Genomic DNA, 15,119 nt, shown 5'->3' with positions numbered 1-15,119 from the left:
CACCTCAACGAAATGGAGGAGCGTGGTGCACCAAGCCTTTCAATTTCGCGATACAAGCCATGCTCACATTCAAATTCCTCAACCCCCTGCGGCGATCTATGGTTCGCGTCAATCGAACCTGGAATCGCAGAGGAAACGGAGCCCGATGGCGGAAGCAGCAAAAGCGGGGAGCGCGGCGCAGGCCCCGCTGCCGACATGGCCGGATGAAATCTATCGCGTGCTCAAGGACGCCGGCATTCGCCAGGTCGCCATGGTGCCGGACGCCGGTCACAGCCGCCTGATCCGTTCCTTCGAGGCCGACCCTGAGACGCGCGTCGTTACCCTGACGACGGAAGAAGAGGGGGTGGCGATGCTGGCGGGCGCGTGGCTCGGCGGCGAGCGCGGCGTGCTGCTGCTGCAGTCGAGCGGCGTCGGCAACTGCATCAACATGCTGTCGCTACCGGTGATCTGCCACATGCCGCTGCTGATGATCGTCACCATGCGCGGCGATTGGGGCGAGTTCAATCCATGGCAGATCCCGATGGGGCAGGGCACGCGCCCCTCGCTGGAAGCCATGGGCGTGATCGTGAACAAGGTGGACGATCCTGATTTGGTCGCCTCCACCGTGCAGGGCGCGGCGCACCTCGCCTTCAACACCTGGAAGCCGGTCGCGGTCCTGCTCGGACAGCGCGTCCTCGGTGCCAAGAACTTCAAGGAGCTTGCCCGCAAATGACCGCCAACCCGAACGCACTGCTGAACCGCCGCGACGTCGTCAACGAACTGGTTCGCGACCGTGCCGACTTGCTCGTCATTGCCGGCCTCGGCGCGCCGAACTGGGACGTCTCGGCCGCCGGCGATCATGCCAACAATTTCCCGCTATGGGGCGCGATGGGCGGCGCGTCGATGATCGGGCTCGGCCTGGCGCTGGCGCAGCCGAAGCGCAAGGTGCTGGTCATCACTGGCGACGGCGAGCTGCTGATGAATGTCGGTTCGCTGGCACCGATCGCGGTGGAGGCGCCGAAGAACCTCACCATCGCCGTGCTCGACAACGAGCGCTTCGGCGAGACTGGCATGCAGAAGACGCCGACGGCTTCCGGCGTCGACCTTGCGGCGATCGCCACCGCCTGCGGCATCCGCACCTCGCGCATCGTCCGCACCATGGCCGAAGTCACCGAGTTGCGCGAACTCGCCCATGAGGGGCGCGGAACGGCGTTCGCCCAGATCAAGATCAATCCCGAAGCGCTCCCGTTCGTGATGCCGCCGGCAGACGGCGTCATCCTGACGTCGCGGTTCCGGCAATCGGTGCTCGGGGACGAATCGCTGTTTAATTGAGGTGTGCCACCTGCACGACGTCATGCCCGGGCTTGTCCCGGGCATGACGTCTCAAGGTGAACCTCGCGCAAGCAAAGCGTGGGGTGGCCGGGACAGGCCTGGCCATGACGACGAGAGAGTGCAGCGCTACTCCGTCATGTTGATCTTCCAGAAGCCTTCCTTTGAGAGCTGCTGAATCTCGGATACGATCAGCGTCGCAATCGTCGTCGTTGCGATCGACGGCGGATGGGCGATCGGCGAAGCCAGGATCAGTTCGCGCGACACGGAGGGGCTGACGGCCGCCATCTCCAGCCGTTTCGCCGCCACTTCCGTGCGGATGGCGGACGGCGGCAGCAGCGTGTAGCCGAGCCCTTCCTCCATCAGGCTGATCTGCGCGCGATAGGAATCGACCTCGATCATGGCATCGAGCTTCAGCTTCTCGCGCGCCAGCGCCTTTTCCAGCAGCGCCCGCAGGCCGTGCGAGATGCTGGGCAGGATCAGCCTCTGCTTCACCAGCCATTTCAGGTCGACCTGTTTGCGCTTGCTGAGCCCCGACCCCGGCGGCCCGACGGCAACGATATCCTCGCGGCCGATCGACTGGACCTGAAGATGCAGATCCACCGCGGGACCATAGATGATCGCTAGATCCATTTCGCCGCGATGCAGCCACTCGACCAGATGCCCGCCATAACTCTCGACGATACGCAGCGAGACGTCGGGAAGTTCGTTGATGACGCGGCGGGCGAACCGTCCGGACAGTACCGCGCTCACCGTCGGCACCAGTCCGAGGATGACGCGGCCCGACGGATTGCCGTTCGCCGATTTGAGGTCGTCGCTGACCTGCTCGATCTGGCGGATCAACCCGGTGGTACGGTCGAGCAGCATCCGTCCGGCGCTGGTCAGGAGCATGCCGCGGCCGTTGCGCACGAACAGCTCGACGCGCAACTCGTGCTCAAGCAGCTTGATGTGCCGGCTCAGCGCCGGCTGGGCGGCACGCAGCCGGTCCGCCGCCTTGCTGAGGCTGCCGAGCTCGGCTACAGCGCGGAAGGTGCGCAATTGTTTGAGGTCCATCGGGGCCTAAATACTCATTCGGCGGGCATCATATGCGGTTTCGGGCCAGCCCGCGCGATTAGTCAATGCTCCCATGACATGAGAGTTAATGCGCTGGCGGGCGTGACGGGGCGCAGCCGATGCTGCTAATCATGGAGATACCATCCACGCCTGGAATTCCCGATACATGACCTTGCCGTCCGTCACCCCGTCCGAAATCCGCACGGCGCTTTTGCTGCGCGAGGAAATCGCGCTGCTCGATGTCAGGCACGAGGCCGCGTTTGCCACCGGCCATCCGCTGTTCGCCGCCAACATGGCGGCCGACAGGATCGGGCTGGAAGCCGAAGCGCGGCTGCCGCGCAAGGACGCGCCGATCGTTCTTTATGATGACGGCGAAGGTCTGGTGGCCGTGGCGGCGGATCGCTTGAAAGCCTCGGGTTACACCAACGTCCGCCAGCTTGACGGCGGGCTGCAGGGCTGGAAACAGGCGGGCTATGAACTGTTCCAGGACGTCAATTCATATGCAAAAGCCTTTGGCGAACTGGTGGAGCACCGCCGCCACACGCCGTCTCTGGCAGCCGAGGAAGTCGGAGCGCTGATCGCCGAGGGCGCGAACATTCAGATCCTCGACGTCCGCCGGTTCGACGAATATGCGACCATGAACATTCCAGGCTCGATCAGCGTGCCGGGCGCGGAACTGGTGCTGCGCGCGGGCCGCGCTGCGCCGGATCCCGGCACCACCATCATCGTCAACTGCGCCGGCCGCACCCGATCGATCATCGGCACCCAGTCGCTGATCAATGCCGGCGTCACCAACCGGGTGCGGGCGCTGCGCAACGGCACCATCGGCTGGACGCTGGCCAAGCAGACGCTCGATCACGGCTCCAGCAAGCGCGGCGAGATCGGTGCCATCGCAGGGGGCGAAGCCAATGCGCGCGATGTCGCCTATCGCGCCGGCGTACGGCACATCGGCGCGGCCGAGATGGCGGGGTTGCGGGCGCAGACCGGCCGCACGCTTTATCTCTTCGACGTGCGTTCGGAGGAGGAATTCACCGCCGGTCATCTCGCCGGCTTCCGCCATTATCCCGGCGGGCAACTGGTGCAGGAGATCGACATGGCGGCCCCGGTGCGCGGCGCGCGAATCATACTCACGGACAATCTGCGCGTACGCGCTGACATGACCGCGTCGTGGCTCGCACAGATGGGATGGGAGGTCTATGTGCTCGAAGGCCGCTATGACGGCAAGCTCGAGATCGGTCCGCCGCTTGTGATCCCAAAGCCCGATCCATCGCACCGCTATCGCCGTCCCTATGAGGGCACCGACGTCAAGGAAAGCGCGATGCAGGCCTATCTCGACTGGGAATACGGCCTCGTCGAACAACTCCGCCGCGATGGCACGCATGGCTTCTTCGTGATCTGAAGCTATTCCTCCGCGCCGACCATGCTCGCCAGCTTCTCGGCCGCGTAATTCTCGCCGATCGACAGCGCGCAGATCCGCGAAATCTGCACGTAGGGCAGGCCGCTTTCCTCGGCCCACGCGTTGAACTGCGCCTGCACCTTGGCGAGGTCGCGCTTGGAGGTGACGGTCTCCGCGATATCGAGTCCGGCATCCCGCAGACAAAAGACAACGTCCCGTGACGTGACAAAGCCGTCCCAGCCGATGAAGCGCAGCATCATCTGACCGGTGTTGCCGCCGAGCCGGCTGCCGCGCTTGGCCAGCAGTTCGAGCAACCCGGCCTCGTCGGACGAGGGCCAGTCGGCGAGGAATTTTCCGAAGCTGCCGTGTTCTTTGGCGATGTCGCGGACAAAACTTGCATTGGCGCGCACCGACATGATCTTGGCGCCGTTGCGGACGATGCGCGTGTCCTTCATCAGGTCGTCCCAGAACTCGTCCGGCTTCAGCGAAAGCGGTCCCGGCTTGAAGCCGAGAAATGCCTTTTCGAAACCCGGCCATTTGTTCTCGATCACGCTCCAGGCGAACCCCGCCGAAAACACCCGCTTGGTCATTTCGGCGAGAATCCGGTCGTCGCCGAGCCGGGCGAGCGCCTTCGGGTCGGGCCTGGCCGGTAGTAGCTTGGCGAGCGCTTTGGGCCCGCCCTTGCGCTTTTCGGCCCGGGCGCGAATGGTCTTGAACGCGGTCACGTGTCCCCATCAATGGCGCAGCTGAAGTCAAAACAGGCGTAAAACGCCTCAAATGGGCAGTGTAACCGATCATTCCCGGATTCCCAGCGTCGCTCCATTCCGCCTGAAGCGTTAACCGTCGCAGAAGTGATCGCCTGACCTGCAAAGAATGGATGGCGTCCGGGCTGGTTTTCGCCTAAAGCACCCGCAACCTCAGTGAAATCGGTCAGGCCGCATGGCTGCGCTTTGTGAAACGCGCAAGCCTCGAGCCATTTCGGTTCGAGGCGGTATTCAACATTTCCGGCTGATAGAGCCAACCTGAGGTCTGATATCTCGTGACATTATTGCCCACCCATCCGCCGCTCGCCCGAGCTTTGGCGGAACGCAACTTCGATCGTCTGACACAGGTCCAGACCGCCGTGCTCGCCGACGATGCCGCCGGCCGCGACCTGCTGGTATCGGCGCAGACCGGCTCAGGCAAGACGGTCGCCTATGGCCTGGCGCTGGCGAACAACCTGCTCGACGGCGCCGAACGGTTCGAGCGCGCCGCCGCGCCGCTGGCGCTGATCGTCGCGCCGACGCGCGAACTGGCGCTTCAGGTGCATCGCGAACTCGCCTGGCTCTATCAATATGCCGATGCCCGCGTGGTCTCCTGCGTCGGCGGCATGGATCCGCGCCGCGAGCAGCGCGAACTCGCCGCCGGCGCCCATATCGTGGTCGGCACGCCGGGGCGGCTCTGCGACCATCTGCGGCGCGGCCGGCTCGATGTTTCTGAATTGAAGGCGATCGTGCTCGACGAAGCCGACGAGATGCTCGACCTCGGCTTTCGCGAGGACATGGAATTCATCCTGAAGGCCACGCCGGAGGATCGCCGCACGCTGCTGTTCTCGGCGACCCTGCCGCGGGGCATCGTCGCATTGGCGAAGGAATATCAACAGCATGCCTTTCGTGTCGAAGTCGCGGGCGACGAGGGCGGCCATGCCGACATCGAATATCGCGCGATCCGGATCACGGCCGGCGATGTCGAGCACGCCGTGGTCAATCTGCTGCGTTATTACGAATCACCGGGCACGCTGGTATTCTGCAATACCCGCGACGCCGTCCGGCATCTGCAGGCGACGCTCTTGGAGCGCGGCTTCTCGGTGGTGGCGCTGTCGGGCGAACTGACCCAGAACGAACGGACATTGGCACTGCAGGCGTTGCGTGATGGTCGCGCCCGCGTCTGCGTGGCGACCGACGTCGCAGCGCGCGGCATCGACCTGCCGAATCTCGACCTCGTCATCCATGCCGACCTGCCGAACGATCCGGAAGTCATGCAGCACCGTTCGGGGCGCACCGGGCGCGCCGGCCGCAAGGGCGTCAGCATCTTGCTGGTGCCGCCGGCGCGGCGTCGTCGCGCCGAAATGCTGCTCAAGCTCGCCGGGATTGATGCGGCCATGGGCCTGGCGCCGCAACCGGATGAAATCCGCAAGCTCGATCAGGAGCGGATGCTGCGCGGCGACCTGTTCGCGGCGGAAACGACGCCCGAGGATCAGGCGCTCGCACAGGCGATGCTCGCCGAGCGGTCGGCGGAAGACATCGCCGCGGCGCTGGCGCGGCTCTATCGTGCGCGCTTGCCGTCGCCGGAGGATATCCTCGATCCCGCCGAGGATCGTGTGAAATCACGTGCGGAACGCGCCCGGGAGAGGACCGATCGCGAGGCCGGCCCGGGATCGAAGCCTGGATCGAAGCCCGCCAAATCATCGCCGCGGCACCGCATGGCGGAGGATACCGTCTGGTTCAGTGCTGCGATCGGCCGCCGCAAGAATGCCGAGGCGCGCTGGCTGCTGCCGATGATATGCCGCCGCGGCAGCATCACGAAGGAAGACATCGGGGCCATCCGCATTCTGGATACGGTCACCGAGTTCGAGATTTCCGCCCGCGCCGCCGACCGCTTCGCGGCGCAAATCCGCCGCCCCGACAAGGAGGACAACATCCGGATCGAGGCGATGAAGGATGCGCCGCGCCAGGATGCCCCTCGCCAGGAGGCTCGCGAGAAGGAATGGAAGCCGAAGCCGCACGGCAAAAACGCAAAGGCCTTCGACAAGCCGGCGTTCGACAAGAAGGCGCATTACGACACTAAAAGACGGGATCGGGGCGAGCAGGCGCACGCGGCACGGCCGCGGCCAGAAAATGGCGCGTCTGCAAAGCCAGCGCTCGGAAAGAAGAAAAAGAAGAAGTTTCGCGGGTAGCGAGTGAATCGCGAGGGCGAGGACGGCGCCTGAGCGTCAACGCCATCGCTCAACTGAAATTCACCCGACGCGAACGCGACGGCCGCTATCATTAAAAAGTGGGCGCGGACGCGATCGTGCTGACCGCGACGGGCCTGTCGGCGGCGCGACCGTGGAACGCCTGACATCGCCGAAATACCATCGCGGATTGGCGGGAGAGCGCGCAGCGCGCATGCCCTGAGTTGATCTGTGCCCGGATCACACAAGCGCTTCTCAAGAAATCTTCAAGGCCTCTCACGTCTAATTGTCCCGCGCATAGAAGCTCCTGTGAACTATCTCGCATTGCTTGCTCGCACAGGCTGACATTCTGCTCGCGCGAAACACACGCTGGCACGCGAGGCATGGCAATGCGTATTTCTTCCGACGGTGAGTCCAGGTTGCACAAGAATGGCAAGGGATTCCTTGTGCGCCTGCTCGAAGCGCTTCACCGTTCGCGGCGTCGGAACACGATACAGTTGCTGCGCCGCTATCGTCATTTGATCGCCGGGCAGGCGCAGGTTCGTCCCGCAAGCAGAGTGCCGCAATCTCGGCCAGCCGGAAAGAGCAGCCGAAGCGACCACGAAAGCGGCACGCCGAATCCCGCTATCCGACGGGTGCGCCAGAAAGCCTGAATTCCTGTAACGGGGCGCAGTTTCGGCGTCACCGCGCTGCCCACCGGCCGTCCGGCGCGGCTAGCCGGTTCCGTGCGCGGCATGGTCGTGTTCCGGAACATCGACGAGGTCAGGTTTCGCCGGACCATTCTTGTGCTATTGCTGGTGTCAGGTGCTTCGCTCGCTTTGGCGTGATCACGGTCAAAGGCGGCGAAGCCCTGAACCCGACAGTACCGGCCAAGAGAATCATGACCGCACATCAGCGCAGCCTTTCCGCCTCGATCGATCCCGTCAAACTCGACCGCCTCGCCGAAGTCGCAATCCGGGTCGGCTTGCAATTGCAGCCGGGGCAGGACCTGCTCCTGACCGCGCCATCGGTCGCGCTGCCGCTGGTGCGCAAGATTGCCGAACATGCCTACAAGGCCGGTGCGGGGATCGTGACCCCGTTCCTGTCGGACGAGGAAATCACGCTGGCGCGCTATCGTTACGGCCATAGTGAGAGCTTCGATCGCGCCGCCGGCTGGCTCTACGAGGGCATGGCGAAAGCATTCTCCGCCAACACTGCGCGGCTCGCCATTGTCGGCGACAATCCGATGCTGCTGTCGGGCGAGGACCCCGCAAAGGTAGCCCGCGCCAGCAAGGCCAATTCGATCGCCTATCAGCCGGCGCTGGAGAAGATCGTCAATTTCGACACCAACTGGAACATCATCGCCTATCCGAGCCCGTCCTGGGCGAAGCAGGTTTTCCCCGATGTCCCGGAGGATGTCGCGGTGGCAAAGCTGGCGGATGCGATCTTCGCGGCGTCCCGCGTCGATCAGGACGGCGCCGTCGCGGCCTGGGAAAAGCACAACGCGGTTCTGCGCGAGCGCACCCAGTGGCTGAACGGCCAGCGGTTTCAGGCGCTGAAATATTCCGGGCCCGGCACCGATCTCACGATCGGCCTTGCCGACGGCCACGAATGGGAAGGCGGCGCCTCGACCGCCAAGAACGGCATCACCTGCAACGCCAACATCCCGACCGAGGAAGTGTTCACCACGCCGCATTGCCGGCGCGTCAGCGGCCATGTCGTTTCCTCAAAGCCGCTGTCCTATCAGGGCACCCTGATCGACAACATCCAGGTGCGGTTCGAAGAAGGCCGCATCGTCGAGGCAAAGGCCTCGCGCGGGGAAGAGGTGCTGAAGAAGGTGCTCGACACCGACGAGGGCGCGGCGCGGCTGGGCGAAGTGGCGCTGGTGCCGCATTCCTCGCCGATCTCGAAAAGCGGGTTGTTGTTCTTCAACACGCTGTTCGACGAGAACGCGGCTTCGCATATCGCGCTCGGCCAGTGCTACTCGAAATGCTTCGTCGGCGGCGACAAGCTGACACCGGCGCAGATCGCAGCCCAAGGCGGCAACAAGAGCCTCATTCACATCGACTGGATGATCGGATCGGGCGAGACCGATATCGACGGCATTCACGCCGACGGAAGCAGCGTGCCGGTGTTCCGCAAAGGCGAGTGGGCGTAAGGCGCTCGCGAATCTACATCGGCGGTGGCGAACGTGCGCGCGGCGGCTCCTCCGCGGGCGAAGCGGCAAATAAGTGCGTGTGTGAGAGCTGTTTCACACGCCGCAGCGCGGCCTCGCGATATGTTTCCCGGGCAATCTCAAATTGACCGGATTCATTCGCGAGGAGGTTGAAATGCTTCAGACCGTTACCGGTGACGCTACGTTCGGGCCCGGGCCTACGTTTAACTCGGAAGTCGGCTTCGATATTGCCCTCAGCCCGGACAAGAAGGCCTTCACGGCCACATTTGGCGGGCTCGAGGCCGTCATCGACGGCAGAACGGCGCCGCCGATCGTGACGCGTGTTTTCTCATTCTCCATTCCGCTGACGGACGCCAGGCCCGGGGAGGAGATTCCGTTCTTCGTATCGGGCTTTGCCGCCGCCGAGAAAGGCGCGAATGCCCAATTGATGTTCAGCGTCAATGACCAGTCGTCGATGGCCTATCTGACGGCCCGGTCGGAAGAGAGCTTCGTCCACCAGTTCAAATACAAGGCGACCGGCGAAGCCGAGGCCAAGATCACCGTCTTTCTGCTGGCCAACCGGGATTCGAAATCGGACGCGGCGGTTCATCTGAACGTCTCGGCGATCGACACCGACATCGCCAAGCACAAGAACTGATCCGCCAAGGCGATAGCGACGCGTGGAGAGGGATGCCGGGGTGACGCGGCATCCCTCATCGCGATCGGCGATCACTCGAACTTCAGCTTGTAAAACTCCGTCGCCGTCTTCGAAAACAGCGCGGTCTTATCCGCCTCGCTGTACTGCGCGGCCAGCCGCTTGAAGGCGTTGAAGATCACCTGGTAGCTGCATTGGCCTTTATCGGGCGGAAAATTGCTCTCGAACATGCATCGGTTCGGTCCAAACGCCTCGATGCAGGTTTCGATATAGGGACGCCACGCCGCTGCGGCTTCTTCGGAAGACGGCGGCTTGGGCCGCAGATGGAAATCGTAGCCAAGCAGGCACATTGCGAGCCCGCCGAGCTTGACGACGACGTTTTCGCATCTGGCGATTTCCTGGATCGAAGCTTTCCACACTGGAAAGATTTCGTCGCGTCGCCCGGTATAGCTGCCGATGCCGATTGGTCCGCCGCAATGATCGAGCACGATCCTGGTGCCGGGAAAGGCGCGGGCGAGGTCGGTGAGTTCGCCGATCTGCGGGTGGAACAGCCAGGCGTCAAAGCTCAGGCCCAGCGGCGCAAGGCAGGCAAAGCCCTTGCGAAACGTCGCGTCGAGCAGCAGGCCTTTCGGCCGCGTCGCATACATGCCGGCTACGTCGGGATCGGAATCCCACGCCGAGGAATGCCGGATGCCGCGGAAGCGGCCATTGCCGGCGACGATCTCGGCTTCCAGCACCGCCTTGGCGCCGTCGCCGAGCAGCAGGTTGACGTGGCTGACGATGCCGGCGCAGATCGCTGCCTTGCCGTAGCCGCCGCTCGCCGCCATCGCCGCCACGCCGTTGGCGAACTCGACCTCACCGACCGGGCGGAATGCCTCGGGGCCGTGCGCGCGATACATCGAACGGCAATCGACATAGACGGTGGCGACGATGTTGTGACCGGAGGCGATGTCGGCCGCCATCTCCTCGATCATGTAGCGCAGGCCGCCGCGGTCCCAGAGATGGTGATGCGGATCGACGATCGGGCGCGCAGGGTCGATGATCTCCTCGGAGTACTGCGCCAGCCAGTCTTCGCGTGGATTAGCGTAGAGCCCGCTGCTGGAGGCGGGTGCGGTGCTGGCGGCCATGCGTTTCTCTCCCCTGGGCGTTATTGTTGTTGGTATGGTTCCTCGTCATTGCGAGGAGCGAAGCGACGAAGCAATCCATCTCCAATCCCACGGCGCCATGGAGTGCCTCCGCCTGCGCTCGTTGAGCTTCGGCGGACAAGTCGCTTCGCCCGCAATGACGGCGTTGACAGTTGCGCCCGGCAATCACACCCCATCCAGAATGATCACCGTCGGCGTGCCCGGCAGCGTGTCCCGCGAAATCTTCAGGGTCCGCTCGGTTCGCTGGTCGATGGCGAATTGCTGGCCGATCAGGCGCATGAATTCGTCGAGCGGGGTGGCGAAGCGGTGCATCGGCAGGACCACGGCGGAGCGCAGCCGCTTGGTGATCTCTGAAACGCCGTCGAGCGACATCGTATAGGTGCCGTCGATCGGCACCATCACGATATCGAGCCGGCCGATCGCTGCGAAATGCGTGTCGTCGAGCTTGTGATGCAGATGACCGAGATGGCCGATGCAGAGGCCGGCGACCTCGAAGATGAAGATCGAGTTGCCGTCCCGGAGCATCGCGCCGTTACCGTCGCCATAATAGCGGCGGATGTCGGTGGGGACGTTGCGGATGAAGACGTCGCCAACCTGCGTAGAGACGTTGGCCGCCTGTCCGTTCTCGCCCCAGCCATGCAGGACGTGTGCAATTTTTGGATCGGGGAACAACGTGTAGTGCGTCGAGTGCGCGCGGTTCATGGTGACGACGTCGGGCAGCCGTCCGGTGCGGTAGGCGCCGTTGAAATCGGTCCCGATCCGCACGCCGCCGGGGGTATCGATGTAGTAGGTGGAATGCCCGACATAGGTGATCGTGACCTCTTCGGCCTTGGCGGCGGTGCGGCGAAGGCTGACGGGCACGACGCGGGGGGGAGCGTTCGCCATCGCCAGGCACTCGCTGCGCAGCGGCTGCTGGGCGGCTGCGGGGGCGATCAGCGCACCGGACAGGGCAAAGGCGGTGGCAACAAGTACGACAAGCGATCGCAGCATGGCTTGATCCATCCGCGGCGGAGGCCGCTGTGGCTACTCTATCGTCGAATTTCGTGGCCGTCATGATGACATTCGCGCACAGCAGCGCGCCGGAGTTGCTCCATCCGAGGTGGACAAAATGGCGTATTGTCACATTCAACAAGGGAGTTTGCCGTGACTGAAAAGCCCGCCACTTCGGCCCCGCGCGCCCCGTCATCGCAGCGGCTGGAGCCGTTGAAACATGTCGATGCCGGCGTTCTCAATATTGCCTATTTCGAGGCGGGTCCCGCCGACGGGCCGGCCGTGATGCTCATGCATGGTTTTCCCTACGACATTCATTCCTACGTCGATGTCGCGCCGCGACTGGCAGCGCTGGGCTGCCGCGTCATTGTCCCCTATCTGCGGGGCTACGGACCGACCCGGTTTCGCGATCCCGCGACGCCGCGCTCGGGCGAGCAGGCGGCGGTCGGCGCCGACATGATGGCGCTGATGGATGCGCTTGGCATCCAACGCGCGGTGTTCGCCGGCTATGACTGGGGTGGCCGCGCGGCCTGCGTCGGTGCGGCGCTATGGCCGGAGCGCTGTATCGGGCTGGTCTGCGTCAATTCCTATCTGATCCAGGATATCGCCAACGCGATGGCGCCCGCGCGCCCCGAGCGCGAGGTGGCGCTGTGGTACCAGTATTACTTCCAACTCGAACGCGGCCGGGCGGGGCTGGCCGCCAACCGGCGCGAAATCGCAAGAATACTGTGGACGCAATGGTCGCCGAACTGGCCGTTCGACGATGCCTGTTTCGAGCGATCAGCCATGGCCCATGACAATCCCGACTATGTCGACGTGGTCATCCACAGCTATCGGCACCGCTTCGGTCTGGCCGAGGGCGATCCGCAATATGCCGAAATCCAGCGTCGGCTGGCAGCGCTGCCGCCCATCACCGTTCCGGCCGTGACGTTGGACGGCGCAGGCGACGGCGTCGCGCCGGCGACCGATGGCACCCAGAATGCTTCAAAATTCAGCGGCCGCCGCGTTCATCGCGTCGTTCCGCGCGTCGGACACAATCTGCCGCAGGAGGCGCCCGAGGCGTTTGCCGCGGCTGTTATGGAGTTGATCAAGGGCTAGCCGATGTCCGATGCTGTCGACCGCGGTCGCCGCCTGCTGCTCGGCGCGGCCTTGTCGGGCGTCGCCGCCAGGGCTTTTGCCCAGGGCGGCGCATCCTCGCCGCCGTTGCGGCGGATGGAGCCGCTGAAGCACGTCGATGCCGGCGTCCTCGACATTGCCTACTACGAAGAGGGACCTGCGGATGGTCCGGTCGCGATCCTGCTGCACGGCTTTCCCTATGACATTCACAGCTATGTGGATGTCGCTCCGCAGCTGGCGGCGCAGGGCTGCCGTGTCATCGTTCCCTATCTGCGCGGCTTCGGTGCAACGCGGTTTCGCGATCCGGCGACGCTGCGCTCGGGCGAGCAGGCGGCGATCGGCGCCGATGTCATCGCGCTGATGGATGCGCTGAACATCCGCCGCGCCGTGCTGGGCGGGCATAATTGGGGTGGCCGCGCCGCCTGCGTTGCCGCAGCTCTGTGGCCGGAGCGCATTCGCGGCATGGTGACCGTGAACAGCTACCTGATACAGGACCTGACGCGCGCCGGGGTGCCGATCAGCCCGAAATACGAAGTCGCGCTCTGGTACGAGTATTATTTTCAGCTGGAGCGCGGCCGGGCCGGGCTCGCCGCGCACCGTCGCGAGATTGCCCGGCTGTTGTGGAAGCAGTGGTCGCCGGCGTGGAATTTCGAGGACGCCACTTTCGAGCGCTCTGCGGCGGCGCATGACAACACTGATTATGTCGATGTCGTCATTCACAGCTATCGCCATCGCTTCGGCTTGGCGGCAGGCGATCCGCGCTATGCGGAACTGCAGCGGCGGCTGGCGACGATGCCGCCAATCCCCGTGCCTTCCATCACGCTGGATGGCGATAAGGACGGCGTGCTGCCCGCGAGCGACGGACGCGCGAGCGCCGCCAAATTCACCGGTCGCCGCATTCATCGGGTGGTACGAGGTGCCGGACATAATGTGCCGCAGGAAGCGCCGAAGGCATTTGCCGATGCCGTCATGCAATTGATGCGCGACTGAAGTGTTTTCAGGCGAAGTGGACACCGGTGGCCGCTGACCATGCGGCAAAGTCGACCTTGAACGACGCGTTTTCTTCACGCGAACCGCCCTACAATTCGGTGCCCGAGCTTATCGCCCCACGCCGGACAGAATCGGGCAAGGTAACGTTCTCCTCCGGCGTCGGCACTGCGACGCATCTGGTTGCACAACTGCTCGAGACGGTCTAGCTGCTTACGCTACGTCCTGTACTGCGCCTCGCAATAGGCCGTCGATCGCGCTGATTGATCGCCTATCTGACACATACAGCGGTCATATAGTTGATCCTAGTTCAAATAGGCGCCGAAAAGGAACCTTTCATGTCTTATCAGCGCGAATTCTTTGTTCCTGAAAGAACAATCGCTGCGAGTGAAATCGCCAATATGGCTGGCCTCAAGTTCTTCGCAAAAGATATTGCGATACGGGCGGGTGCCGCATTGGAGACTGCAGGTGTCGGTGACCTGAGTTACATGGATCACCCAAAATACCTTCACGCTTTGAAGAATACTCACGCTGGAGCATGCCTTGTCTCGCCACGCTTTAGCGGCGTCGTCCCGGCCAATACGATCGCCATCGTTTCTTTGGATCCCCATCTGATCTATTCAAGGGTTCTAAGGCTGCTCTATCCCGAAGCTGCAAGTCCCGTTTCTACCTTTGAGACTGATGGCATTTCATCGAAAGCAACGATTCATCACACGGCTGTCGTGGCCATGGGCGTCACTATTGACCCGGGAGCTGTGATAGGGCCGCGAGCTCGTATCGGAGCACAAACCTGGATCGGTTCGAACGTCATCGTTGGGCCAGACGTGACGATTGGGAAGAACTGCTCCATTGGCGCGGGTGCAAGTATTTCGCACGCCTCGATCGGCCAAAACGTGATCGTTCATCCCGGTGTCGCTATCGGGCAGGACGGCTTCGGGTACGCTTCGGAGCCAACAGGCCATAGCAAGATGATGCAGATCGGTGGCGTCATCATCGAGGACGATATCGAGATTGGCGCGAACACGACGATCGACAGGGGATCGTCCCGCAACACGATCATCGGTAACGGGACGAAAATTGATAATCTCGTGCAAATCGCTCACAATGTGAACATTGGGAAACATTGCTTGATTACCGCGCAGGTCGGCATCGCCGGTTCCGTTACAATAGGTGATTTTGTAGCCATTGGCGGGCAGGCGGGCATCGCTCCACATATCTCCATCGGAAATGGCGCAAGGATAGCCGGAGCGAGTGGCGTTACTCGCGATATTCCTGCCGGTGAGCGCTGGGCAGGTTATCCTGCGCGTCCAAGCCGCAAGTTCTTCCGGCAAAATAGGCTGCTTGAGCAATTGGCCGATACGAGAACGAAGCGATAGAAGGCGGTGGCGTTAAAATCGGGATGG

The 15,119-nt window shown here is 63.4% G+C and carries 14 protein-coding genes; 10 read left to right on the top strand and 4 right to left on the bottom strand.

Annotated features, from left to right (window positions below; all coding sequences use genetic code 11):
- Window positions 1-145 precede the first annotated feature (145 nt).
- A complete protein-coding gene (locus tag QUH67_RS32295; protein ID WP_300943829.1) occupies window positions 146-712 on the top strand; it encodes a thiamine pyrophosphate-binding protein in 567 nt (188 codons plus the stop codon).
- Entirely contained in the window at window positions 709-1,311 is a 603-nt protein-coding gene (locus tag QUH67_RS32290; RefSeq protein ID WP_300943827.1) for a thiamine pyrophosphate-dependent enzyme, read from the top strand. Before QUH67_RS32295 ends, QUH67_RS32290 begins: the two co-directional genes overlap by 4 nt.
- Before the next feature lie 126 nt (window positions 1,312-1,437).
- Here the strand turns inward: QUH67_RS32290 and QUH67_RS32285 are convergent, their stop codons facing one another.
- Complete coding sequence (locus tag QUH67_RS32285; RefSeq protein WP_300943825.1) at window positions 1,438-2,361, bottom strand: LysR family transcriptional regulator; 924 nt, start codon at window positions 2,359-2,361, stop codon at window positions 1,438-1,440.
- Between the two features lie 166 nt (window positions 2,362-2,527).
- Here QUH67_RS32285 and QUH67_RS32280 point away from each other — a divergent pair, with 166 nt between their 5' ends.
- Window positions 2,528-3,760: a rhodanese-like domain-containing protein gene (locus QUH67_RS32280; protein ID WP_300943824.1), complete on the top strand. Its 1,233-nt coding sequence runs from the start codon at window positions 2,528-2,530 to the stop codon at window positions 3,758-3,760.
- Between the two features lie 2 nt (window positions 3,761-3,762).
- On the opposite strand, the gene QUH67_RS32275 is transcribed toward QUH67_RS32280, so the two are convergent.
- Window positions 3,763-4,482, bottom strand: coding sequence for a DNA-3-methyladenine glycosylase I (locus QUH67_RS32275; RefSeq protein ID WP_300943822.1), 720 nt, complete (start codon window positions 4,480-4,482; stop codon window positions 3,763-3,765).
- A 314-nt stretch (window positions 4,483-4,796) separates the two neighbouring features.
- On the opposite strand from QUH67_RS32275, the gene QUH67_RS32270 reads away from it, so the two are divergent.
- The 4 genes from QUH67_RS32270 to QUH67_RS32255 all read left to right on the top strand — a co-directional run bounded on the left by QUH67_RS32270 (window position 4,797) and on the right by QUH67_RS32255 (window position 9,481).
- The gene (locus QUH67_RS32270) at window positions 4,797-6,692 is read left to right on the top strand and encodes a DEAD/DEAH box helicase (protein ID WP_300943820.1); all 1,896 of its coding nucleotides are present in this window, start codon (window positions 4,797-4,799) and stop codon (window positions 6,690-6,692) included.
- A gap of 386 nt (window positions 6,693-7,078) precedes the next feature.
- Window positions 7,079-7,342, top strand: a complete 264-nt coding sequence (locus QUH67_RS32265) for a hypothetical protein (protein ID WP_300943817.1) — start codon at window positions 7,079-7,081, stop codon at window positions 7,340-7,342.
- 227 nt (window positions 7,343-7,569) lie between these two features.
- Window positions 7,570-8,826, top strand: a complete 1,257-nt coding sequence (locus QUH67_RS32260; protein WP_300943815.1) for an aminopeptidase — start codon at window positions 7,570-7,572, stop codon at window positions 8,824-8,826.
- Window positions 8,827-8,998: 172 nt separating this feature from the next.
- Entirely contained in the window at window positions 8,999-9,481 is a 483-nt protein-coding gene (locus QUH67_RS32255; protein ID WP_300943813.1) for a hypothetical protein, read from the top strand.
- Window positions 9,482-9,552: 71 nt separating this feature from the next.
- Here the strand turns inward: QUH67_RS32255 and QUH67_RS32250 are convergent, their stop codons facing one another.
- Both QUH67_RS32250 and QUH67_RS32245 read right to left on the bottom strand, forming a co-directional pair.
- Complete coding sequence (locus QUH67_RS32250) at window positions 9,553-10,605, bottom strand: amidohydrolase family protein (RefSeq protein WP_300943811.1); 1,053 nt, start codon at window positions 10,603-10,605, stop codon at window positions 9,553-9,555.
- Window positions 10,606-10,788: 183 nt separating this feature from the next.
- Entirely contained in the window at window positions 10,789-11,613 is an 825-nt protein-coding gene (locus QUH67_RS32245) for an MBL fold metallo-hydrolase (RefSeq protein WP_300943809.1), read from the bottom strand.
- Between the two features lie 213 nt (window positions 11,614-11,826).
- Between QUH67_RS32245 and QUH67_RS32240 the strand changes: the two genes are divergently transcribed.
- From QUH67_RS32240 to lpxD, 3 genes are all read left to right on the top strand, one after another.
- On the top strand, window positions 11,827-12,711 hold the full coding sequence (locus tag QUH67_RS32240) for an alpha/beta fold hydrolase (RefSeq protein WP_407080494.1): 885 nt from the start codon (window positions 11,827-11,829) through the stop codon (window positions 12,709-12,711).
- A gap of 3 nt (window positions 12,712-12,714) precedes the next feature.
- Window positions 12,715-13,719, top strand: coding sequence for an alpha/beta fold hydrolase (locus tag QUH67_RS32235; RefSeq protein WP_407080375.1), 1,005 nt, complete (start codon window positions 12,715-12,717; stop codon window positions 13,717-13,719).
- Between the two features lie 335 nt (window positions 13,720-14,054).
- Complete coding sequence (gene lpxD / locus QUH67_RS32230; protein WP_300943804.1) at window positions 14,055-15,092, top strand: UDP-3-O-(3-hydroxymyristoyl)glucosamine N-acyltransferase; 1,038 nt, start codon at window positions 14,055-14,057, stop codon at window positions 15,090-15,092.
- Window positions 15,093-15,119 lie beyond the last annotated feature (27 nt).

The sequence above is a fragment of the Bradyrhizobium roseum genome (assembly GCF_030413175.1).
Lineage (GTDB): Bacteria > Pseudomonadota > Alphaproteobacteria > Rhizobiales > Xanthobacteraceae > Bradyrhizobium > Bradyrhizobium roseum.
This window is presented reverse-complemented; position numbering and strand designations above follow the sequence as displayed.